Annotated in this window: 20 protein-coding genes; 12 read left to right on the top strand and 8 right to left on the bottom strand. The window is 60.3% G+C overall.

Going from position 1 to position 23,683, the window contains the following annotated elements; all coding sequences use genetic code 11:
- The first annotated feature begins 8 nt into the window (after window positions 1–8).
- Window positions 9–2,195 (top strand): pyrroloquinoline quinone-dependent dehydrogenase, encoded by a 2,187-nt coding sequence (locus HNH97_RS00780; RefSeq protein ID WP_171789623.1) that lies wholly within the window; start codon window positions 9–11, stop codon window positions 2,193–2,195.
- 148 nt (window positions 2,196–2,343) lie between these two features.
- Here HNH97_RS00780 and HNH97_RS00785 read toward each other — a convergent pair whose 3' ends face one another.
- Both HNH97_RS00785 and HNH97_RS00790 read right to left on the bottom strand, forming a co-directional pair.
- Window positions 2,344–3,288 carry a PDR/VanB family oxidoreductase gene (locus HNH97_RS00785; RefSeq protein WP_171789501.1) on the bottom strand — a complete coding sequence of 315 codons (945 nt, stop codon included), beginning with the start codon at window positions 3,286–3,288 and terminating at the stop codon, window positions 2,344–2,346.
- 14 nt (window positions 3,289–3,302) lie between these two features.
- Window positions 3,303–4,304: an aromatic ring-hydroxylating dioxygenase subunit alpha gene (locus HNH97_RS00790; protein ID WP_171789624.1), complete on the bottom strand. Its 1,002-nt coding sequence runs from the start codon at window positions 4,302–4,304 to the stop codon at window positions 3,303–3,305.
- Window positions 4,305–4,479: 175 nt separating this feature from the next.
- Here HNH97_RS00790 and HNH97_RS00795 point away from each other — a divergent pair, with 175 nt between their 5' ends.
- Both HNH97_RS00795 and HNH97_RS00800 read left to right on the top strand, forming a co-directional pair.
- Entirely contained in the window at window positions 4,480–5,385 is a 906-nt protein-coding gene (locus HNH97_RS00795; RefSeq protein WP_171789502.1) for a LysR family transcriptional regulator, read from the top strand.
- A gap of 421 nt (window positions 5,386–5,806) precedes the next feature.
- Window positions 5,807–7,198, top strand: coding sequence for an NAD-dependent succinate-semialdehyde dehydrogenase (locus tag HNH97_RS00800; RefSeq protein ID WP_171789503.1), 1,392 nt, complete (start codon window positions 5,807–5,809; stop codon window positions 7,196–7,198).
- Window positions 7,199–7,332: 134 nt separating this feature from the next.
- Here HNH97_RS00800 and HNH97_RS00805 read toward each other — a convergent pair whose 3' ends face one another.
- A complete protein-coding gene (locus HNH97_RS00805) occupies window positions 7,333–8,703 on the bottom strand; it encodes an NAD-dependent succinate-semialdehyde dehydrogenase (RefSeq protein ID WP_171789504.1) in 1,371 nt (456 codons plus the stop codon).
- A gap of 468 nt (window positions 8,704–9,171) precedes the next feature.
- On the opposite strand from HNH97_RS00805, the gene HNH97_RS00810 reads away from it, so the two are divergent.
- The gene (locus HNH97_RS00810) at window positions 9,172–11,466 is read left to right on the top strand and encodes a GH92 family glycosyl hydrolase (RefSeq protein WP_171789505.1); all 2,295 of its coding nucleotides are present in this window, start codon (window positions 9,172–9,174) and stop codon (window positions 11,464–11,466) included.
- Between the two features lie 38 nt (window positions 11,467–11,504).
- Here HNH97_RS00810 and HNH97_RS00815 read toward each other — a convergent pair whose 3' ends face one another.
- Window positions 11,505–12,758 carry a DUF2075 domain-containing protein gene (locus tag HNH97_RS00815; RefSeq protein ID WP_171789506.1) on the bottom strand — a complete coding sequence of 418 codons (1,254 nt, stop codon included), beginning with the start codon at window positions 12,756–12,758 and terminating at the stop codon, window positions 11,505–11,507.
- Between the two features lie 322 nt (window positions 12,759–13,080).
- Here HNH97_RS00815 and HNH97_RS00820 point away from each other — a divergent pair, with 322 nt between their 5' ends.
- The 3 genes from HNH97_RS00820 to HNH97_RS00830 all read left to right on the top strand — a co-directional run bounded on the left by HNH97_RS00820 (window position 13,081) and on the right by HNH97_RS00830 (window position 14,396).
- Complete coding sequence (locus tag HNH97_RS00820) at window positions 13,081–13,473, top strand: hypothetical protein (RefSeq protein ID WP_110914294.1); 393 nt, start codon at window positions 13,081–13,083, stop codon at window positions 13,471–13,473.
- A gap of 74 nt (window positions 13,474–13,547) precedes the next feature.
- Entirely contained in the window at window positions 13,548–13,892 is a 345-nt protein-coding gene (locus tag HNH97_RS00825; protein ID WP_171789507.1) for a DUF952 domain-containing protein, read from the top strand.
- 117 nt (window positions 13,893–14,009) lie between these two features.
- The gene (locus HNH97_RS00830) at window positions 14,010–14,396 is read left to right on the top strand and encodes a hypothetical protein (protein ID WP_171789508.1); all 387 of its coding nucleotides are present in this window, start codon (window positions 14,010–14,012) and stop codon (window positions 14,394–14,396) included.
- 113 nt (window positions 14,397–14,509) lie between these two features.
- Here the strand turns inward: HNH97_RS00830 and HNH97_RS17815 are convergent, their stop codons facing one another.
- On the bottom strand, window positions 14,510–14,830 hold the full coding sequence (locus HNH97_RS17815) for a hypothetical protein (RefSeq protein WP_244949167.1): 321 nt from the start codon (window positions 14,828–14,830) through the stop codon (window positions 14,510–14,512).
- Between HNH97_RS17815 and HNH97_RS00835 the strand changes: the two genes are divergently transcribed.
- Entirely contained in the window at window positions 14,792–15,376 is a 585-nt protein-coding gene (locus HNH97_RS00835; RefSeq protein WP_244949168.1) for a sulfotransferase family 2 domain-containing protein, read from the top strand. The genes HNH97_RS17815 and HNH97_RS00835 overlap by 39 nt on opposite strands.
- Before the next feature lie 359 nt (window positions 15,377–15,735).
- Here the strand turns inward: HNH97_RS00835 and HNH97_RS00840 are convergent, their stop codons facing one another.
- The 3 genes from HNH97_RS00840 to HNH97_RS00850 all read right to left on the bottom strand — a co-directional run bounded on the left by HNH97_RS00840 (window position 15,736) and on the right by HNH97_RS00850 (window position 19,215).
- Entirely contained in the window at window positions 15,736–17,202 is a 1,467-nt protein-coding gene (locus tag HNH97_RS00840; RefSeq protein ID WP_171789509.1) for a sugar porter family MFS transporter, read from the bottom strand.
- 41 nt (window positions 17,203–17,243) lie between these two features.
- A complete protein-coding gene (gene aroE / locus HNH97_RS00845; RefSeq protein ID WP_171789510.1) occupies window positions 17,244–18,110 on the bottom strand; it encodes a shikimate dehydrogenase in 867 nt (288 codons plus the stop codon).
- Window positions 18,111–18,189: 79 nt separating this feature from the next.
- Window positions 18,190–19,215: a LacI family DNA-binding transcriptional regulator gene (locus HNH97_RS00850; protein WP_171789511.1), complete on the bottom strand. Its 1,026-nt coding sequence runs from the start codon at window positions 19,213–19,215 to the stop codon at window positions 18,190–18,192.
- Window positions 19,216–19,558: 343 nt separating this feature from the next.
- Between HNH97_RS00850 and HNH97_RS00855 the strand changes: the two genes are divergently transcribed.
- The 4 genes from HNH97_RS00855 (at window position 19,559) to HNH97_RS00870 (ending at window position 23,609) form a co-directional block, all read left to right on the top strand.
- Window positions 19,559–19,930 carry a hypothetical protein gene (locus HNH97_RS00855; protein WP_146220733.1) on the top strand — a complete coding sequence of 124 codons (372 nt, stop codon included), beginning with the start codon at window positions 19,559–19,561 and terminating at the stop codon, window positions 19,928–19,930.
- A 116-nt stretch (window positions 19,931–20,046) separates the two neighbouring features.
- Entirely contained in the window at window positions 20,047–21,039 is a 993-nt protein-coding gene (locus tag HNH97_RS00860; protein ID WP_171789512.1) for a helix-turn-helix transcriptional regulator, read from the top strand.
- Between the two features lie 89 nt (window positions 21,040–21,128).
- A complete protein-coding gene (locus HNH97_RS00865) occupies window positions 21,129–21,455 on the top strand; it encodes a hypothetical protein (RefSeq protein WP_110914302.1) in 327 nt (108 codons plus the stop codon).
- Between the two features lie 99 nt (window positions 21,456–21,554).
- A complete protein-coding gene (locus HNH97_RS00870; RefSeq protein WP_244949170.1) occupies window positions 21,555–23,609 on the top strand; it encodes an AAA family ATPase in 2,055 nt (684 codons plus the stop codon).
- Window positions 23,610–23,683 lie beyond the last annotated feature (74 nt).

Raw genomic sequence — 23,683 nt, forward strand, 5'->3', positions numbered from 1 at the left:
CAAACCCCATGCTGCGTTCCATGCTGCTCGGCGCCACGATCATCGCCGGCCTTTCCTGTACCGCCGCCCTGGCGCAGGTTCCCCCTGCTGACCAGCCCCCCGGCCAGAACAACGCCACCGTCCCGCCTTCCGTGCCCGCGCCGCCTGCGGATGCCTTTGCGCCGCCCTCCCCCAACGCCCCGCAGGCCGCGGGCGTCAATGCGGCCAACATCCCCGACGGACCGCCCGCCGAGCCAAGCGAAGCCACGCCGATGGTCGAACAGGTCACGGCCAACCCGGCACATGACGACTGGCCTGCCTATGGCCGTGATGACAGGGCGACCCGCTTCTCACCGCTGGACCAGATCACGCCGGCCAATGTCAGCCACCTCAAGCGCGCCTTCATCTACCATACCGGCAGCAAGCCGGGACCGGGACAGGTGAACAAGTGGGCTGCCGAGACCACGCCGATCAAGGTGGGGGACGGGCTGTACATGTGCTCCGCGCTGAACGACATGATGCGCATCGACCCCGCCACGGGCAAGGAAGTCTGGCATTTCCACGCCAACGAGAAATATGAGAGCATCCCCTATACGGCGGCGTGCAAGGCGGTTGTGTATTATACCTCCTCCACCGTGCCGGAAGGCGAGCACTGCCACCACCGCATCCTTGAGGCCACGCTGGACGAACGCCTGATCGAGGTGGATAGCGAGGACGGCAAGGTCTGCGAGGGCTTTGGCTGGCACGGCATGGTCAACCTGATGAAGGGGATGGGTGAATCGGTGCCCGGATTCGTGGCCGAAACCGCGCCGCCGCCGATCGTCAACGGTGCGATCATCACCAACCAGGAAATCCTCGACGGGCAGCGCCGCTGGGCACCGTCGGGTGTGATCCGCGGGTATGATGCCGAAACCGGCCGCTTCCTGTGGGCATGGGATGTCAACCGTCCGCATGAACATGGCGAGCCGAAGGAAGGCGAGCATTACAGCCGTGGCACCCCCAATTCGTGGGCGGCCATGATCGGCGACAACGCGCTGGGACTGGTTTACGTGCCGACCGGCAACTCGGCCGCCGATTACTACAGCGCCCTGCGCAGCCCGGAGGAGAACAAGGTCTCCTCCGCCGTGGTCGCAATCGACGTGAAAACAGGCGAACCGCGCTGGGTGTTCCAGACCGTGCACAAGGACGTCTGGGATTACGACATCGGATCGCAGCCGACGCTGATGGACTTTACCAAGCCTGACGGCTCCACGGTGCCTGCGCTGATCATGCCGACCAAGCGTGGCCAGACCTTCGTGCTGGACCGCCGCACGGGTGAACCCGTCCTGCCGGTCGAGGAGCGGCCCGCGCCGTCGCCGGGCATGGTGCCGGGCGATACGCGTTCGCCGACGCAGCCATGGTCGGTCGGCATGCCGCGCCTCGGTTTTGCCCCGCTCAAGGAAGCCGACATGTGGGGCATGTCCCCCATCGACCAGCTTTACTGCCGCCTGAAATACCGCCGTGCGCATTATGTGGGTGAGTTCACGCCGCCGAGCATCGACAAGCCGTGGCTGGAATATCCCGGCTATAACGGTGGCTCCGACTGGGGCAGCGTCGCCTATGATGAAAAGACCGGCATCCTGATCGCCAACTGGAACAACACGCCGATGTATGACCAGCTGGTCAGCCGCAAGAAGGCGGACAAGCTGGGCCTGATGCCGGTGGATGATCCCAACTACAAGCCCGGTGGTGGCGGGGCCGAGGGTGCGGGCGCCATGGCCGAGACCCCCTATGGCATCGTCGTTTCGCCCTTCTGGGACGAATATACGGGCATGATGTGCAACCGTCCGCCCTATGGCATGATCACCGCGATCGACATGCACACGCAGAAAGTGCTGTGGCAGCACCCGCTGGGCAGTGCGCGCGCCAACGGCCCGTTCGGCCTGCCGACGCACCTGCCGCTGACGATTGGCACGCCCAACAATGGCGGCCCGGTCATTACGGCCGGTGGCCTGATCTTTGTTGCCGCGACGACCGACAACATGATCCATGCCTTCGACATCCATACCGGCAAGGAAGTGTGGAACGACGTCCTGCCCGGTGGTGGACAGGCCACACCCATGACGTATGAATACAAGGGCAAGCAGTATGTCGCCATCATGGCCGGTGGCCACCACTTCATGATGACGCCGGTGACGGACGACCTGGTGGTCTACGCGCTGGATAACGCCAACTGATCGCCCACGTCAGTACAGGCCAACGGAACGGGGTCGCATCATGCGGCCCCGTTTTTCGTTTGTCGGTTGATGGATGGCAAAAGTTATTTGGGTGGCGGCTTTTTCAGGGATGCGGAGTTTTTCAAAAAGTCATCTGCATGTCTGTATATTACAGATCGAGCGTCAGTGACGGTGTGCGACTGCGCGAGCAGCACAGGGCGATATGGCTGCCCTGCTCCTCCTCTGTCAGTACCACATCGCGATGATCCCCCTCCCCGGCCAGCAATGGCACGATACATGCACCGCACATGCCCTGTTCACACGACAGGTCTACATCTATGCCCGCCGCAAGCAGGGCGGATGCGATGCTCTGCCCCGCCGGGACCGTTACCGTCTGTCCCGATCGCGCCAGCACGACCTCGAACGGACGATCCGACAGCGCATGGGTGGATTCCGTGGGACGGAAATATTCCGTATGGATCTGCTCCGGACGCCACCCTGTCGCCACCGCATGGGAAAAGACGGCGTCCATGAACCCGTCCGGCCCACACAGCATGATGGCCGTATCGGGGGAAGGCATCTCCAGAAAATCGGGATACCCGTCCTTCAGGCTCCTGCTGAAGCGGACATGTTCCCGATAAGGCGACGCACGCAGCATGTCGCGAAAGGGGGCCTGATCAGGCTCACGCGTGTAATAGGACAGCCCCCAGTCCGCGCCGTTAGCCTGCAGGCGCCTCATCATCGACAGCAGGGGTGTAATCCCGATGCCGCCGCCCACCAGCATGTAGCGTTGTGCATCCGGCAATGAAAACGCGTTACGTGGCGCGGAGATCAGCAGTTCCATCCCCCGCGAGACCTGCGTGCAGAGTGATTCCGACCCACCACGGGACGCGGCATCACGCCTGATGCACAGTTCATAGGCAGAAAGGTCCTCGGCAGCGCCACACAGCGAATACTGCCGGATCAGGCCAGAGGGCGTCATGACATCGACATGCGCGCCCGGTTCAAAAGACGGCAGGCCCTCCCCACCCGGTCGCGCGACCAGGCGCAGGCGCACACAGTCCGTCCCCTCGGGCGCGGCATCCTCGACCAGGACAGGAAACAGCGAAGACATGGGCACAGCTTCCCTTACGCCGTGAAAAACTGGCTCAGTCCCATCGTACGCAGCGCGCGGCGATAGGCGATCGAACTGCGGTCCGCCATCACATGCGCCTCCAGCGTCACGTCGAGCGGCAGGTTCTCCGGCTTCTGCGCTTCGACCAGGGCACGGTCCTCCTCGAAAACACGCAGGTTGAAATCGTACACATCCTGCAGGGGCAGGTCCTTGTCGAAATTGCGGCACATGGGTGCGAACATCCGTGTCTTTCGCGCTGATACGGGCGATGCCGCATTCATGATCATCAGGCGGCCATTATCGGGAAAGTGGATTTCCAGTGTTGCGGTAAAGGGCACGTGCACACGGAAATGCCGCAGCCATTCAAATCCCGGACGTCCCCGGTCGCTCTTGCCAATGGGGTAGTTGCCGACGCTGCTGCGATATTCGGCTTCGAACCCATCCGGCGTCACGCGGGTCTTGTAAGGCGGCACGACGGGGTTTTCCGGGTCGGCGAACGTATCGGTATGGACAAAGGCGAAATGGGCGACGTCAATGAACCCCTCTACCTGCCGTCCGGCGAAACCGGCGATGTCGATCCACGGGCAGTTGATCTGCTGGAAGGCGGGATCGTCCCAGTGTGGCATCGGCGGAATGACGGGGGCGCCGCCCTCCGGCCGCAGGCAGGTCCAGATCAGGCCATAGCGTTCGACCGCGGGATAGGTACGCAGGTTCAGCTTCGACGGAATGGCGCTGTCGGGATGGGCGGGCACCCTGACGCACTTCCCCTGCCCGCCAAAACGGAACCCGTGATACGCACAGGCGATCGTCGTGCCGTCGCCCTTTCCCATGCTGAGCGGAACACCACGATGGGGGCACAGGTCATCGGCGATCACGATGCCCTCCCCCGCGCGGTAGATCACCAGCGGCGCGTCGAGCAGCGTCACACCCATCGGCTGTTCCCCGAGGTCGCGCACAAGGGCGACCGGATACCAGCACCGGGCAAGGATATTCCAGTCATCGACATCGAACGTCATGTTGCGCGGCAGGACATGGGCGGGGGTCGGGCGCGGATGGGTGGTCGTGGTCACGGCGGGTTCTCCTGAACAGGGCCGGACTCCATCCGGCGGCTTTCGGAAAAGATCATTTCACAACCAGCGCGATCTCAGATATATCATAATTGATCATTTACCATTCTCAAAATCAGCACGCATGCAGCCGTTCTCCCGCTTCCTTCTCTATTTTCTGGCCGTTGCGCGCCATAAATCCATCCGAAAGGCGGCAGAGGACCTCCATATCGCAGGCTCCGCCATCAACCGGCATATCCTGCTGGGGGAAAAGCAGCTCCAGACCCCGCTTTTCGAACGCCTGCCGACCGGCATGCGCCTGACGGCGGCGGGTGAACTGCTGTATGGATGCGCGCGGCGCTGGACCAAGGATCTTGACGACCTCACCCGCCAGATCGACGACCTGAAGGGGATCCGCCGTGGACAGGTGGACCTGCTGGCACCCGAGGCCCTGTCGCGCGCCTTCCTGCCCGAACTTGTCGCGCGCATGAAACGCAGCCATCCCGGTGTGGTGCTCAACATCAACATCCGCGACAACAGGCGGATCTGTCCCACCCTGCTCTCTGGCGACGGGGACCTTGCCCTTGTGCTGGATCCGGAGGAAACACGTGACCTTGTCGTGGTCCGGCGGCTGTCCTTCCCCCTTGGGTTCGCCTGCCGGCCCGGCCATCCCCTGGCGCGGCATGCCGCCGTCAGGCTGGCGGACTGTGCCGCCTGCCCCATGATTGCACCGGAGCAGCCACTCGCACTGGCCTCCATGTTCACACGGCTTGTCGAGGGCGGGCGGATGACTCCCATGGTTGCGGCGCGGGCGAATAATGTGCAGATGATCATCTCCCTTGTCACGGCGGGCGTGGGGATCTGTTTCCTGAGTTCCCTTGACGTCATGTCTGAAGTGATGCGCGGGGACGTGGCCTTCGTGCCGCTGATTGGGTCTGACATGCCGCACCTGACGCTGGCGCTGGTGCATGACCGCACCCGGCAGCTTTCGCGCGTCACGCATCTGGTTGGAAATATCATGGGGGACATCATGACACAGCCCATGGCCTGACTGCCCCAGGTCAATAAAGGCGGTCCGGCGGCACCTCGCGGCAGCGGCCCGACCGTTGATCGGCCATGAAATCATGGCAAAATACCGTCTTGACCATTCCCCCTGCCCGCCCGATGGCATTTCCCAGCCCTGCTGCAGGTGCACCGGACGCAAAAGCGTGCCAAAGTGCCGCAGTATGCACAAGCGTGTGCGGAACCTGACCGATGGGACGGAAGATGAGCGGAGCGATGCCGTTATGAACAGGGCAGAGGCATTCCCTGAAACCCCAGACGTGCCGACGCGCGTCCGCCTGTGATATCGGGGTGGAGGGCATCAGCGATATGGTGCAGCAGTTGAAAGACCACGGCAGGACCTGACCGGGATGTGCGGCCCGGCCTTACATGCCGGCGCAATGACTTGATAATAGAGAACAAGGATCAAAATGGCCTACGCAACTACCAATCCCTATACCGGCGAAGTCGTCGCCACCTTCCCCGACGCCACGGATGCACAGGTGCAGGCCGCGCTGTCGGAAGCACATGCCGCCTTTGAAAGCTGGCGCAACACGTCCTTTGCCGAACGTGCGAAGGTCATGAATGCCGCCGCCGCCATCCTGCGTCGTGACATCGACAAATATGCCCGCCTTGGCACGCTGGAAATGGGCAAGCTGTTTGAAGAGTCGAAGCTGGAAGTCATCCTTTCGGCGGAAATCCTCGAATATTATGCGAAATATGCCGAAGAACTGCTGAAGCCCGAAATCCTGCCCGTTGCCGACCCCGCCGAAGGCCGGCCCGTTCTGGTGCATGAGCCGCTGGGCATCGTGCTGGCGATCGAGCCGTGGAACTTCCCGTTCTATCAGGTGGTGCGCATCATCGCGCCGCAGCTTTCGGCCGGTAATGCCGTACTGCTCAAGCATGCGTCCAACCTGCCGCAGTGCGCGGCATCGTGCGAGGAACTGATGCTTGAAGCCGGCCTGCCGAAGGGCCTGTTCCGCAACCTGTATGCGGCGCGTCCCCACACTGCCATGATCCTGAACGACCCGCGCGTGTGCGGTGTCGCCCTGACGGGGTCCGAAGGCGCGGGCACCGTGATCGCCGGTACCGCGGGCAAGGCGCTGAAGAAAGCGACCATGGAACTGGGCGGTGCCGACGCGTTCGTCGTGCTGGACGATGCCGACGTGGAAAAGGCGGCGCGCTGGGCGGTTATCGGTCGCCACTGGAATGCCGGACAGGTCTGCGTTTCGGCCAAGCGCCTGATCGTCGCCGACGCCATCTATGACAGGTTCCTTTCCATCTACAAGGAAGGTGTCGCGGCGCTGAAGGCGGGCGATCCGATGGATCCGGCCACCACGCTCGCCCCCCTGTCCTCCCAGGGGGCGGCAGACGACCTGCGCGAACAGGTCAGGCGGGCGGTGGAGCATGGCGCGAAGGTCGAGGTCATCGGCGCGCCGGTTCCCGAAAAGGGCGCGTTCTTCCAGCCGCTGCTGATGTCGAACCTTGACGAAAAGAACGAGGCCCGCCACTGGGAGTTCTTTGGTCCTGTCACCCAGATCTACCGGGCGAAGGACGATGCCGATGCCATCCGCATTGCCAATGACTCCCCCTATGGCCTGGGCGGTTCGGTCTTCACGCGCGACGAGGCACGCGGCATGCGCGTGGCGCAGGCCATCCGCACCGGCATGGTGTTCATCAACCATCCCCTCGTCCCCAAGGCCGACCTGCCGTTTGGTGGTGTTGCGCGCTCCGGCTACGGACGTGAACTCGTTGGCCTTGGCATCAAGGAATTCGTCAACCACAAGCTGATCAACATCGTCGATATCGACGCACCGTTCTGATGCGGTCATCCGGGCGGGGGCCATGACGCCACCGCCCTGCTGCCGTTTTCGGCAAAAAGACAAAAACCTCCCACGGTGTCCGCCGTGGGAGGTTTTTTTATCCGCACTGCCTGTCCGTTCAGGACAGGGTCCACTCATGCAGGGGCGTGGACCAGTTTCTTGTTGATGAACTCCTCGATCCCCAGCGAGGACAGTTCGCGGCCGTAGCCGGAATTCTTGACACCGCCAAAGGGCAGGCCCGGCGCCGTCCAGGTGGAGCGGTTGATGAAGACCATCCCCGTTTCGATCTGGCTGGCCACGCGCTTGCCACGTTCGATATCCGTCGTGATGACGGAACCGCCAAGCCCGTAAGGGGAATCATTGGCAAGGTCGATGGCGGCCTGTTCGTCCGGCACACGGAAAATCATGGCTACCGGCGCGAAGAATTCCTGATGGAACGCCGGGTTGTCCCTGGTGATGTTTTCAAGGATGGTGGCCTGCAGGAAGTATCCGGGACGTGCAATACGCTTGCCGCCAGTGACAATCCGCGCGCCATGTTCAACCGCGCTTTCGATCTGGCCCAGCACAAGCTTCAGCGCGCTTTCGCTGCAGAGCGGTCCAAGCGTCGTCTTTTCATCCATCGGGTCGCCATCGACCAGTTTTTCAAGCTCCGCCTTGAAGCGGGCGGTAAAGGCATCGGCGATCTTTTCATGGACGATGAAGCGCTTGGCCGCGACACAGCACTGCCCCGTATTGTTCATCCGGCCCCAGACGGCCCATTTGACCGCAACATCAAGGTCCGCATCATCCAGCACGATGAAGGCGTCACTGCCGCCAAGTTCCATCGTGTTCTTTTTCAGGGCACTTCCCGCCTCTGCGGCGACGGCCTTGCCCGCACGCTCGCTCCCGGTCAGGGCCACGCCACGTACGCGCGGGTCCGCGACAACCGTGGCCGACTGTTCATTCGTGATGAAGACATTTGAATAGGTGCCTTCGGGTGCACCGGCATCGGCGAACAGTTCCTCGAACATGACGGCGCACTGCGGCACGCCGGGCGCATGTTTCACGATCAGCACGTTCCCCGCCATCAGGTTCGGCCCGGCAACGCGGGCCAACTGGTAATAGGGGAAGTTCCACGGCTCGATGCAAAATACGATGCCGATTGGCTGGCTGAGGATCGTGGCCTTGCCGTCATCAACCTTCAGGTCAACGGGGGCGAGGAACTTCTCGGCGTTGTCGGCATAATAATCAAGGATGTCGGCGCTGAGGTCCACTTCCGCCTGTGCCTCGCGGAACAGCTTGCCCATTTCAACAGTAATGGGGGTCGCGAATGCATCGCGGTTATGCCGCATGATTTCCGCGGCCCTGTGCAGGATGGCGCTGCGTTCTGCATAGCTCTTCTTGCGCCAGTTGTTCGTATAGGTGGCGTCAGCCGTGGTGATGATCTTCGCAAGCTGCGCATCCGAATGCAGGTCGAAGGTCTTCAGCGTTTCCTCGGTGTACGGATTTATCGTCTGGTACTGCATGGCCTTACGGTAACCTCCCGATTTTTTCTGTCAGCAACACACCTGCCAGCCCCGACACGAGCCTGGATTCCACGCCATATGCAGGCATTGCCTATGGCGGATGACAGGGGCCTGCTGTGATTTGTCTATATACGACCATATATAGTCGTCATCGCTTAACAAAGCTTTTCATGCTCAAGATCTCGTGAAACTTCGTTTGGGGACAAGGTGTTATGCGTTTCATTCAGGGCTTGTCCGGGAATATGTTCTCCGCTCCTTCCCTGATTTCCATCAGCACCCCATCCCTGCCCTGACCCGCATCCATGCCTTCGCCATTGCGGGAGGACCGGCCCCGGCGGAGTGACCCGGCACCATATGCCGCGTGATGGCCTGTCCGCGTTCGTGCCGTCATCACCGGGATGACACATCCGTCATGGCATGCGAAACTTGCCCATCCGAAACATTCCACATCCAGGCCGGAATTCCTTTATGACGCGTCGCCCATTCCTGTATGGCTTTTCCATCATGCTGGTGGTTTCCACCACGTTCCTGCCGGAAGACGGACATGCCAGCACAAAAGCCGCGACACAGCCTGCCGACATGGTGGATCCACGCATCGGCACGGGCGGGCCGGGACATACGTTTCCGGGGGCAAGCGTCCCGTTCGGCATGGTCCAGCCTTCCCCCGATACCGCGATGCCGGAATTCCGCCATGCCTATGACTGGGCGGGCGGGTATCAATATAATGACCCGACCATCATGGGCTTTTCCCAGACCCATTTCTCCGGTGCGGGACATTCCGACCTTGGCGACTGGCTGCTGATGCCCATCTCTGGCGATGTCAGGATGGAACCGGGCGATCCCGCAAAGCCTGAAAGCGGCTACCGCTCACGCTTCAGCCATGGCAGCGAGGAGGAGCATCCCGGTTATTATGGCGTGACGCTGGATGATTATGGCGTCCACGCCGAACTGACGGCCGGACAGCGCGTGGCGTGGCATCGCTACACCTTCCCTGCGGACAGGCCCGCGCATGTGCTTCTGGACCTGCGGCCAAGCATCTACGACTATCCGGGCAAGGTCTTGTGGACACGCCTGCGCGTACGGGCGGACGGCACGGTTTCAGGCTGTCGCATGACACGTGGCTGGGCGCCCGGCCGGACGACGTGCTTTGCGATGCGCTTTTCGCGCCCGATGAGTGCGCACATGCTCTATAACCACGAGACCAACCTGACCTATCACGGGTTTCGTGGACCGGGGAACGCGCCGGTGGACCCGAATGTCGAGATGGGCCGCGCGGTGGAGGCGGTGTTCGATTTCGGCAACCTTTCCGCGCCACTCGGGGTAAAGGTGGCGATGTCCCCCATCAGCGAGACGAACGCCATCGCCAATCTCGACGCCGGGGGACAGGGCTGGGATTTCGATGCCCGCCGCGCCGACGCCACGGCGGCATGGAACCGCGCACTTTCGGTCATTGATGTTTCCGGCACGGCGGACCAGCGCACGCAATTCTATACCGCGCTGTACCATGCGATGCTTGCCCCCACGCTGAGCATGGATGCCAACGGCGAATATCGCGGCCCGGATCAGGAAGTGCACAGGGCGCAGGGCTTCGGCTTTTACTCCACATGGTCCACATGGGATGTCTATCGCGCGCAGCAGCCACTCATGGCTTTGCTGCGTCCGGACATGAGTTCGCAGTTCGTGCGCTCCCTCGTCGCGGCACAGCAGGCCAGTCCCGTGGGCGTGCTTCCGATCTGGTCGTATCTGGGGCTGGAGACATGGTGCATGACCGGCTACCACGCCGTGCCGATCATTGCGGACGCCTACCTGGCGGGGGTGCGGGGGTTTGATGCGAAGGCCGCACTTGATGCGATGGTGGCATCCGCGACATCACCCGTCTATGGCGACCTGACGGATTACATGAAGCTGGGCTATGTCCCGATCGACCGCGAGGCGGAGGCCGGGTCAAAGACGCTGGAATATGCCTATGACGACTGGTCCCTTGCGCGGATGGCGCGTGCGATGGGCCGGACCGGCATTGCCGAGACCTTTGAAAAACGCGCCCGCAACTGGCGCAATGAGTGGGATCCGCAGACCGGGTTCATGCGCGCACGGCTGAGCACGGGGGAATTCCACACTCCCTTTGATCCCGGGGCGGCCGCCTATGGCAGTGATTATACCGAAGGCAATGCATGGCAGTATCTGTGGTACGTGCCACAGGACGTACCCGGCCTGATCGCGACGGTTGGGGGGGCCGAGAAATTCACGGCCAAGCTCGACGAACTGTTTGATACGAAGGTTGATCCGGCGCGGTTTAAAAATGTCGAGGATATCAGCGGACTTATCGGCTGGTATGCGCACGGGAACGAACCGAGCCACCATATCGCCTATCTTTATGATTACGCCGGGGCGCCATGGAAGACGCAGCAGAGGCTGCGGCAGATCATGGACAGCCAGTACAATGCCCGTCCCGACGGGCTGGCGGGCAATGATGACCTGGGACAGACATCGGCATGGTACCTGTTTACCGCGCTGGGCTTCTACCCCATCGCGCCGGGCAGCAATGAATACACCATTGGCCGTCCCTTTGTGCCGCAGGCGGTGCTCCACCTGCCCAATGGCCGGACCTTCACCATGGTGGCAACCGGTCTGGATGCGGCCCATCCCTATGTCGCGTCCGTGACGCTCAACGGCAGGCCACAGGACCTGTTGCACCTGCGGCATGAAGATATCCTCAAGGGCGGTGAACTGCACTTTGTCATGCAGGCCGAACCGAAACGCTAATATCGCGGGAATATATAAAAGTCAGGTTTTATGCCACATCATGCGGCGGGCCGGGTGTTGCCTCCCGCCTGCCGCTCTTTCCACAACTGCGCCAGACGGGCATGCAGGTTGGGGTCGCTGGCATAGATATACAGACCCCTCACTCCCCGGGTCATGAGGACATTGATCGAATTGAGGATGATCCGCGCCATGACCTCGTGCGGGTTTTCCACACCGTCACGACCGGTAAAGGCGGCCCGGTCCTCGTACCGTGACGGGTCGATCACGATCCGGTCCGTCGCACGATCATAGGTGACGGACGGTCCCAGGATGACGCCGGCGTAATTGAGGTCAAATCCCTGAATGGTATAGACCGATCCCACCTCATCAATCGTATCGGGCCGTTCCGCCCATGGCAGGCGCGCCTGTGGCATGGCCCGGTCCCAGCGCAGGTGAAAACGTCCCTCCGTAATGAAATGATCCTGCCCGTTCAGGGTATAGGGATAATCGTAGGTCGCCAGCATGCGGCACAGGCCGTATTGCGCATTACGCTGCCTGATGGCCTCGTACATGGCCTGCGCATCGTCGAAAATCCGGAAATCGAACGCTTGGGGCGCGGGCAGTGGACGCAGGACGCCGTCACGCAGTGCACGTATCCAGTCCATGACATCGGCATGGGCATGCATGCGGAACTGATGTTCCAGCCTGCGGGTCACGACGGGGAAGCCGGATACCAGTCGCGCAAGGGACGCGTCATCCCACAGGCTCTTGAATTTCAGGACCTGACGGGCATCGAACACGATCACCACCACATGCGCGTGACGGATGATCTCCTCCAACTGGTTGTCCTGATGGAAGCGGTTATACGGATCGCGGCGGGTCAGCAGCAGGTGTGCCTCATCCACCAGCACGATGTCAGCACGCCTGCCGCCCGCGTTGACCTGATTTATGAAGGTTGTCGGACGTTCAAAATCCTTTTTGCGCAGGGCGGGCTGTGTTTCGGAAATATTGCGATACAGCTTTATCATTTCCGGATGGTTCACCAGAAGGAAATTATGGCTGCCATGCAGGGGATCATGGCCATCACGCCCCCGTGCCGCATGCTGGATGGCGGTGAACAGGGTATTGAGCAACAGGCTCTTGCCGGTACCCGCGTCACCTTCGATGATGAACAGCGCATGGTCATCCGTCCGGTGGGCGCGGCAGAAAGACAGTACCTCCGCCTTCAGTGCTTCCTGCCCTTCGGTCAGCGCCATGGTGGGCGCAAGCCGCGACAGTGCGCTGTCGGAACCGGAATGGAGGGACTGTTTCATGCCTTCTTCACCTGTGGTCTTCAGTTGCAAAAGAAGGCATTTCTAAACCTTATACAGCATCAGGAAAATAGCGGTCGCTGTCGAGACAGATGACCGGGAAGAACATATGCACCGCGCCACCACAACACGTTGCGAGAGACCGGCCATCCGCCACTTTTTCCCCTACCCCGGGTCAATATCAGACGATCGCAACGCCCTTCCGCCACATATGTATGGCCTTTCGATTGAGACCGAAGCCATAGTCGATATAGAATGACGGCCAGACCCGAAACATCAGGCGGACCTGTACATCCCTCCCCACCATGAAGGAAAGAAGCTTCGGATGACTTCGTTTCAAGATGACATGACAGGCCTGATACGCTTTCCCCGAAAAACCATTCTCTCGCCGGTGGAAGCTTCGCAGTATCTTGGCATTAATAAATATCTTTTATTCGTTATGCGCGTACTGCGATGCGGTCCAAAGACAATCTCCATCAACAGGGAAACTTTGTACAAGGAGGACGAACTTGGCGCATTCCGTCTTGTCCTGATGGAATCCGTGGGGATCTGCGAAAATAATGGTTTGTACCGGGAAAAAGACAAAAGAACGTTCAGGGAGTTTCATGACCCGCTCATTTCCCTCCTGTCAAGAAATGTCATAAAGAGAAGAATGGTTCTTGTCACCTTGTGGTGCATGGTTTTATTTGGCCTATCCATAAACCTGATATTATTTTAATCATCCACGGCACATATGTTGATGACTTATTGCATGAACGTCTGCAATCACCCCGAACCGGATCAGAAATATCCATGACAAAAGAGACTGTATATAAAATCCTGACGGCACCTGAATATGACGTCCTTATGCGAGAGAAGAAATTCTCCGGCTCTGCGCTCGATATCGTCGATGGTTTCATTCACATGTCCACGGCCGCCCAGGTGACCGCCACGGTCGATCTGTATTTCAAGGGACAGTCCGGCCTGATGCTTGCCGCAATCGACCAGAAAGGTCTCGGCGCCGCCCTGCGGTGGGAACCCTCCCGCGCGGGTCAGTTGTTTCCACATTTCTATGGGACCCTTCCCTCTGACGCCATCATCAGGGTCGATCCCGTGACACGAAACCCCGATGGTACTGTCAAGATCATGGATGGCTGAACGGCACATGTTTCCTATAGATAATATTCAGGAAAATAAAAACGATTCCCGGTGTGGTATAGTGACATTCAGGCATGCTATCATGAAGGGGACGGGATATAATGCACAGGGCATGACATGCTGAAAAGAGCACTAGGTTTTACATCAAATATTTTGTTTTTTGCGATATTATTTTCTATTTTTGGAATATTTGTTTACAAATATGCAAGCACCTTTAGCACAACTGAAATCGGGACAGGAAAGATACATTGTGATCTCAATCAAAGTTTGCGGACATGCCGTTTCACCCCGATAGACATATCCCCTTCATCGGGAGGAATAAGGACAAGCATTTCCTACAACATAGATTACAATGATCTTGATGATGACAACAAGAAATACATTGGCAGCAACTGCTCCAATGTAAACCGCTCTTCTGATGGGCTCTGCACATTTACCGTGTTCGGAAACGCAGATACAAAAAAACATGAAATAACATCTGCAAAAATAAAAATGCCGGAGTGACCGTAATTACCCATCCTCACTGAATGATTTTCCATCCCGGCCTGGGATATGTCAGGATGGAAAAAACAGGCTGCCACTCCGGGGGATCGGGAAAAGTGACGAGGCCCGGCAGATCAGATGTCCCGATATGCTGGTGTTTCATTCATGCCTTCCGACATATTCCCGCGCGGATATGTGGGGCGCGGATTGACGCAACCTGTTTCCATTCGTTGCACAATGTAATCTTTTTTTCTGCATGATTGCCCGGTATCCTCCGGATCCAGTTTCATGGGAATAGAGATTGCATGCAAACCCTTCTGCAGCCGGTCGTTGGTGTCAAAATGTCCAGTGACCTGCATGAACGTCTTGCGGAACTGCACATCCCCTATCCCCCCGGTCCCAAGCGCAGGAAGCGTATGAAGAAAATCCGCCAGTGCGGACTGCTGTTCATTCATATCCCCAAGAACGCGGGAACCTCCATTTCCCGAACGCTCTATGACTTGGAAATCGGACACGAAACAATCCGTTACTTTCACAATCGCATGTGGAATATGCGGCAATATCCATCCTTTGCCATTCTGCGTGATCCGTTACAACGCTTCCTGTCCGCTTATCGATATGCGCGCATGGGCGGAAGCAGCGACAGGCGCGTGACAGCAGGCTTTCGGCAGCAATACATGAATTTCCGCTGCATTGATGACGCCCTCGACCATATTGGTGAGGCACGCCGTCCCTATGACATCGATCATATTTTCCGCAAACAGAAATGGTACCTTACGGACCGCAATGGCAGGATTGCCGTCGATCACCTGTTCATGATGGAGGATATGGACCGCATACGGCAGTTCATGAAGAAATACACCCCGAACTACATTCCCCATGCCAACAGGACACAGGACGATCTACCTCCCCTCAATGTCGATCAGATCTATCGCATCCGTAAGATTTATGAGGAGGATTACGACCTGATTTCCCAAGTCAGAGCCCTGCAGGGCAAATGATTTTCCGGCGGTATCGTCACGGGCATTTACCCGCCATCACGGGCAAATGCTTCCCCGATATCTTTCGGGCATATCAGGTTTACGTCCGCCTGCTCATCCAGTCCAACCAGTAAAAACAAGATAACGCGACAGCGGAGATATTGGCAGGATGCGTCTCTTTCGTTCAGAAACCACCTGCGCCACATTAACATCGGGGGCAGCGTTCCCTTCCTGCACGGAAGTCGGATCCAGAAAGGAATACGAGATATCGAACAAAAGGGTTTTCCTGCGTAGCCCGGCGCGCAATCGGCACAGGATGGCAGTGCAGGAGTGCCGTTTTTTTTACACGATCATGGAAGTGGCCAAGCAGTGGCACACCCTCAGCGGATATTTTTATAAAAACTTCCGCGCTTCAATGCGCTTTCAATCCCTTCCAGAGTGGTTCCGGCGGTTTCAGGCACGTATTTCCACACGAAGGCAAAAGCCGCAAGATTGATGAAACCGAACAGCCAGAATGTCCCCGTCGTGCCAAACGCCTGCACCAGGGAAAGTGTGACGAGTGAGACAAGCGTGTCGGACAGCCATACCGTCGCACTCGCCAGTCCCATCGCCTTGCTGCGTATGAAAAGGGGAAAGACCTCGGCCGCGATCAGCCACACCGCCACGGACAGCGAACCGAAATTGAAGAAGATGTAGCCCAGAAGCGACAGGACCATCAGATACAGACGCACGCCCACCAATGGCGCGGAACTGAGGAAGACCGCCCCCAGCACGAACAGCGACAGGGCCGCAACCGGCAACATGCACAGCATCATGCGCCGACGCCCGATCCGGTCGATCAGGGCAATACCCATCGCCGTTGTAATCGTGGAGGTCACGCCAACCGAAACGGACGTCAGCAGCGCCGCCGAATGGCCAAGCCCGGCCTGCGACAGGATGATGGGCGCGTAATAGACAATGACATTCGGGCCGGACAGTTGCGAAAACGCCGCAACCCCCAGCGCCGCGATCAGGGCGGGACGGATCCAGCGTGTCCTGAGGCCCAGACCACCGGCCCCCGCGGCCTCCCCCGCATCAACCTTCAGCACGTCATCCAGTTCCTGCCGGACAATGTCCTTATGCCCGCGCAGTTTATACAGGATCGAGACGGCACGCCGTTCATGTTCATGATGCAGCAGCCAGCGTGGGCTTTCGGGCAGGAACAGCATGCCAAGGCCAAGCAGGATGGCCGGGACAGCCCCCAGCATGAACATCGCCCGCCATGACTCCGCACTGCCGGACAGTTCATATCCCACAAAGAACGCCAGCAGCAGTCCCAGCGAGAAGACAAGCTGGAACAGTGAAACCAGTCCCCCCCGCCGGGACGCAGGCGCCAGTTCCGCGACATAGACCGGTACGATCTGTGTGGTCGCGCCGATTGCGGCCCCCAGCCACAGGCGCGCGGCGACAAGGGTGCCGACATCAGGCGCAAGCCCGCATCCCAGCGAGGCCACGATGAAAATACCGGCAGCCCCCATGATGGCCGGCCGCCGTCCCCATCGGTCCGACACGGGACCGCTCAGCAGGGCGCCAAAGATCGCCCCGATATTCAGGGCCGCCGCCACCCATTCCTGCCCGGCGGTCGAAAGGGAGAATGTCTGCGTCACGAAAATCAGGGCGGACGCGATGATCCCGGTATCATATCCGAACAGCAGTCCCCCCACGGCGGCCACAGCGGCGGCAATGGACACATACCGGCGCGCGGACAGGGTCTGGTCGCCACGATGCACAAGGTCCGCCAGGGCGGTCAGCGCACGTTGATGCGTCTGGCAGCGTGAAAGGTCCTGAATGTCCGGGATGGAGGTCATGCCGGGGGTTTCCTTTTTCCCTGTGACAAGGGGGCCTTGGGTCAACCTGCGTCGGACGCGCCGAAAATATCGCGCAGGGTCTGTTTCATCACACCGGCGTCAAGCGTTTTGCCAAGCCATAGCTCCACACCGATCACCCCCTGATTGACCAGCATGCCCAGGCCATCAAGCGGCGTGCAGCCACGTCCGCGCGCTTCGCGCAGGAAACGGGTCATGGGGGGATTGGGGATGACATCCGCAACAACCTGCCCCTTTACCAGCGTGTCCAGATCGACATCCGGCATGGCCTGCGCATCGCCCAGGCCAACCGATGTGGCATTGATGACGATATCGGTCCCTTCGGGAATACGGGCCTTTCCCGCCCATGCCCCACCGGTGGTGGCGTCACACCGGGTATTGTCACGCACGAGGGCCGCGATGACCCCGGCTTTCTCGGGATCGCGATTGACGATGGTGATGTGGGCGGCATCCGCCAGTCCCAGTTCCACGGCGATGGCGCGGGCCGCACCGCCGGCCCCCAGCAGGAAGACACGTTTGCCCGCAGGGTCGATCACATCACGCAGCGAGGCCAGGAATCCCTTGCCATCCGTATTGTCCCCCACCAGCCTGCCATCGCGGATGGAAACACAGTTCACGGCCCCGATGATCCGCGCGGCCTGCGCCAGTTCATCAAGATATTCGATAACGGCCACCTTGTGGGGGAGCGAGCAGTTGAATCCCACCCACTCCATGGCCAGTGCGCCCTTGACGGCATCCGCCAGATGCGCGGCCTTGACATCGCAGTTGATGTAGCGCGCGTCGATCCCGGCATGATGGTAAGCCGCCTCGATCATCGCGACGGTCGGGTTGTCCGCGCAGGGCGTGGAAAAGGATCCGGTAAGGATACTGCGGAAATTCTGGTTGCTCATGAGCGGTCCTGACGGGCAGAAAATTGCATAGCTATGCAAAACAACACGCTTTGGGTGCCCGGGCGCAAGCCCTAATCGTTTATTGACCCGAACCTGTGCTGCCGCGTTCGATCAACTGCGCGTCAACGATATATGTCCGCGAAAGGGGACTGTCCTTTGTGCCAAGGGCCTCGTCCAGCAGTTCCATGGCGCGGGCAACCATATGTTCGGTATGCTGGTCAAAGGATGTCAGGTCATAACTGCGCCATGCCGCCTGCGGAATGTTGTCGTACCCCATAATGACCACGTCACGCGGACATTGCAGGTCCATGCATTCCCGCAGCGCGTCGATCGCACCACAGGCCATCATGTCATTGCTGGAGAAAATGCCATCTGGCCGTATCCCCTGCTTGCGCAGGCAGGCAATGGCGTCATATCCGCTGTCGTAGGTGTCGTTTCCCTGCATTCTGGTCAGTGCGGGGGCAAGGCCCGCCACGCGCAATCCCTGGCAAAATCCCTTCCCCCGGGCACGCGAAGCCGAATTCCGGACAGGCCCGGCCAACCAGAGCGGGCGCTGTACACCGCGCTGTCCCAGCAGATGCGCCGCGACAAGACCCGCCCCGTGATTGTTTGAATTCACGGTCGAGATCCATGGCCCCACATGTGATGAGTTGAAGCAGACAACCGGAAGCCGGAGTTGGGAAAGCGCCTGTACAACGGATTTCGACCCGATGGCAAGCGACGTGACGATGGCGTCGATCCGGTAACTCACCAACCGGTCAAGCGCACTGTCAAGGGTCAGGGCGTCATCCACATGCATCAGCAGCACCTGCAGGCCACTTTCCTGCAGGGCGGTCGCCAGACGCTCCAGCGCCGTGGCATAGAACGGATTTTCCAGCCCCCCGATCACGACCCCCACCATGTAGGAACGTCCCGACAGCATGATCGCCGGGATACGGTTGGGCCGGTAGCCAAGGCTGGCCGCAGCGGCAAGCACCTTCTGCTTGGTCCGCGCAGAGATGCTCGACCCCGGCGAAAACGCCCGCGACACCGCCGACTGGGATACTCCGGCCGCCCGGGCGACATCGATGGATGTAACGGCACGAATGATCGCGTTCTCCTGCATGGCATGCTTCGGGGCAACCCTACCTGTTACAGCGGGACAGTGCCACGCTGTCGTTACGGGCAGCCCTGATCGTGGATCTGGGGCATGTTCGGCAGGCAGTGCAGGCCATCCAATGGGGCCAGTCCCAGTCCGACGCCGGAACATCCCGGCAGGCCGGACAGGGCATCAACAATCGCAAAAAAAACCGGTCCTGAAAATTTTGCCTCCAATTACGACCGTTTCTGACGCAGGCGGGTTCCATACCCTTCATGCACATGCCGAACACCCAATGATTTCGCAAAAGGTATTTCTTCCCATGCATGATCTCGCCCCGCATTTTGAAAAAAGAGTCGCATTCAGGTCCATGAGCCATAATTACGCCCGCTCCACGCTGCGCGACCTTTACGGGATTATCGAATATTACCGAAGCCTGTCACTGGACTGGTGGTTCATCAACCTTGAACAGGGCCTGCAACTGCGTTGCGGCCGTCGGGAACTTGACGAAGAAAAAGGCCATCCGTTCCTGTTCGCCACGTTCCTCAAGCGCGACATCATGCTCCGGCGCACGATCTGCACCGACTATCTCGGCGCGCCTTTCTGTCCTGACAACCAGTTGCTTGGGCCAAATACGCTTGCCAATATCCACAGGCGCAACCAGTCCCACACGGAACTGCCGGACATCCTGCGCCCGCGCACGTCCCGTCCCGGCCATCTGCCGGACGACTACAGAAAATAGACCGCGCGGCACGCCATCATGAAAATGGCGATGGGGCTTTATGCGCCGTGCCGGGTTGGCTTGCCGCAGGCTTCTGTTATGACAGAATCGGTCATAACGGGAATGTATCTGCGGCAATGCGCTACGGGAAATTTGATGAGCTTCTGAAACTGGCCCGCAAACTGGCGGGTAGCGCCGAAGGCATGACCCTCGATGAAATGGCGTCCGAAATGGGGACGACCCGCCGCACGGTGGACCGTATGCGCGCCACGCTTGAAGTGATGTTTCCCCAGTGGGAGACGATAGCGGACGGCCACAAGAAACGCTTTCACATTCCCGGGGGCCTTGACGGTTTCCTCCAGATGCCAGGCGTCGATGAACTTGCGGAACTGCGCGCCGCCATCACCATGTTGCAGAAAAAGGGGGACACCACGCGCGCGGCCCTTCTGGGAACGCTGTATGACAAGATACAGGCCGCCCTGCGTCCGTCCGCCCGGTTGCGCATGGCGCCTGACCTTGATGCGCTGCTCATGACCGAAAGCCAGGCGATGCAGGCAGGCCTTCGCCCACCGGAGGACCCGACGGTCATCGAAACCATCCGCACGGCGCTCAAGGCGGGATGCGCGGTGAAGTTCCTGTACAAGACCGGGTCGAACCGCCTCCGCCAGATTACCCCATGGGGACTGCTCTATGGGCAGGTGGCCTACTATCTCGTCGCCCCCGGAGAGGGCAAGACGGAACCTGCGTTATGGCGACTGGACCGCATACATGACATAAAGCTGTCGGACGCCCCCACCAACCCGCCCCCTGCGGACTGGAATCTGGAGGCCTTCGCCGCCCGGTCATTCGGGATCTACCAGGGTACGCCACGCGACGTAATCCTGCGTTTCACCCCCGACGCGGCAGAGGATGCGGCGCGGCGTCATTTCCATCCGACCCAGACACTTGAACACCTGCCCGATGGATCGCTGGTCGTGCGCTATCATGCTGGCGGCCTGCAGGAACAGGCCTTTTACCTGTTCACCTGGGGCACGGCCGTGGAAATCCTGGCCCCCATCGAACTGCGTACGGAATTATGCAGGCTGTTGCGCAGGGCGCTGGAACACCATGAACGCACACCCCGGCCCTGAATCGCTTTTTTTACCCGCCTTTTCCACCGACGACCATTTCTGACGTAGCGTAACGGTATCCATGTGCCAGATGCACAGAGGAGACCGCAATGGCCTGTACCGTCAGCAAGAAGCATAGCCGCGATACTCTGAAATCCTGCGCCCATACCATCGGGGCGATGACAAAACATGCCACCAGACGCAGCCAGCAGCGCGCCATCCGGCCCATGGTCCTCGCCCTGCTTCTGGAACATGGCGCGCGCAAGCCTGCTGGCAGCGGGAGCGAGATGGTCTACCTTCCCCGCCACCGCCACGAGGAACTGCTGGCGGAAGGCATCTGCACCGACGATGACCGGTTGAAGGGCATCTATGCCATCATCAGCGCCGACGACCAGATCGTTACGGTCGGCCACCGTACCCGCCGCCTGTGGCGATAGTGCCAGCATCATACGTATTTTCAGATATTCATCCGTCCGGGGCCTTACACCATGGCAAATTACATAAAGAACGCCCGCACGCGCAGGAAGCTTTTGAGAATGTCTCCCAACGAAGCATCGGATACCGTCGCCAGCAGCAACGTGGCCTTCATGCTCGATGTTCTGGTTCATCTTCATTCCGGCCTTGACCGCCATGAACGCGATGCGACGCCCCTGGTGCAATATGTGGTCCAGAACCGCGGGCCGCTTGGCCTGTCCGACCACGCCTTGCCCGCCCCCAGCCATCAGGATGGCGAAAAGCCCCTGACCGCCCATGAATGGAAGCGGATGGGCGCGGAACTTGACAGGCGCCGGGCGGAGACATCCACCGACGCCTGCCATATCCGGGCATGGCTTGTCCCGCTGCAGGAAATCCTGGGACTGAACGACACGGAAACCTTCATTCTGGGTATCATGTTCCTGTACACGACAACCCCTGTCTTCGAGCAGTTGTGGGATACCCTGACGCGCAACCACGGGCGCAGCATGTCGCTGTGCGATGACATACCGCTGTTCCGGTTGCTGAGCGGCGCCCCGGAGGTCGCGGTTGCCCATGCGCTCGGGCCGGAGGGACGCCTGCGCACCACGGGGATCATTGCCCTTGATGACGACGGCGATATCAGCATCCTCCCCCGGCTTGCCGGCCTGATCGCGCGTCGTACCTCACCGACGCATGATGTCCGCAGCCTGCTGGTTGCCCGCCCGCGCGACGCCACCCTGCCATGGGATGCGTTCGCGCATATTGGCGAACTTGGCGATATCGCGCGCCAGATCCTGCGGGCCGCCGTGGCGGAACGCGAAAAGGGCGTGCACATCCTGCTCTATGGACCGCCGGGCACGGGCAAGACCGAATTCGCGGCGACCCTTGCCGCCACGATCGGCGCAAAGCTCTATCCGGTGGGAGAGGTGAACGCCAGCGGCGACGAACCCTCACGCATGGAACGCCTTGCCGACCTGCGATGCAATTTGCGCCTGCTTGATGGCACGACCTCCATCCTGATGTTTGACGAGGCGGAGGACCTGTTCACCACCTCCCTGTCGATGGAGCGCAAGGGCCGCAGCCGGGTCTATTTCCATCGCCTGCTGGAACAGGCCGAAACCCCGGTCATCTGGATTGCCAATGACCTGCCGACCCTTGGCCCTGCCGTCGCCCGCCGCATGGCGCTGTGTATCGAGATGCGCGCCCCCGACATCACGGCCCGCACCCGGCTGTGGCAGGACATGGCCACGGCGGAGCGTGTAAGCCTGAGTGCGGAGGACGCCGCAGCCCTGGCGCACGCCATTCCCGCCGCCCCGGGTATTTTTCGCAATGCCCTGCGCTCCACCCGTCTGGCGGGCGGGAATTCGGATACGGCCAGCACCATCGCCATGAGCATCGCACGCGCAACCAACGGCGGCCTGCTGCCGCAGGCGGCCCAGCCCCTGCCTGCGGATTACGACCCGGCACTCGTCAATGCCGACTGCGACCTTGTGCAATTGTCCCGGCAGTTCGCGGCACCCGACTGCCCGCGCGCCATTTCGCTGCTGCTGTCCGGGCCGCCGGGATCGGGCAAGAGTGCGTGGGCGCGCCATGTGGCCGAGATCATGAACCTGCCCGTGCTGCAGAAACGGGCATCGGACCTGTTGGGCCAGTATGTGGGGCAGACCGAACGCCAGATCGCCGCAGCCTTTGCCGAGGCGCGCGATACCGGGTCATTCCTGATTTTCGACGAGGTTGACAGCCTGCTGGGCAACCGTGGCAACGCCGAACGCGCATGGGAAGTCAGTCAGGTCAACGAGATGCTGACATGGATGGAACAGCACCCCTTGCCCTTTGCCTGCACCACGAACCTCGCCACCCGTCTGGACCCCGCCAGCCTGCGGCGTTTCCTGTTCAAGGCCCGTTTCGATTATCTGACACCACGGCAGAAGGAGGCGGCCTTCATGCGTTTTTTCCGCCACGCCGCCCCTGCCGGACTGCGCCATGTCGGGCCGTTGACCCCATCGGATTTCGCCCTGGTGCGCCGACGCGCGCGCTTCTTGCCGCAACCCGTTTCGCCCCACCGCCTGCTGGCCCTGCTGGACGAGGAAACGCGTGGTCGCGAAAAAGGCCGGGTGATCGGGTTCTGTGCATGAGCAGGCCCTGAAAGTCATCTGGCCCGCAACAGAAAGGACGCCGCAGCGACCGCTTCCGCAAGGCGGTCGCCATA

The sequence above is a fragment of the Gluconacetobacter entanii genome (assembly GCF_013155425.1).
Classification (GTDB): domain Bacteria; phylum Pseudomonadota; class Alphaproteobacteria; order Acetobacterales; family Acetobacteraceae; genus Novacetimonas; species Novacetimonas entanii.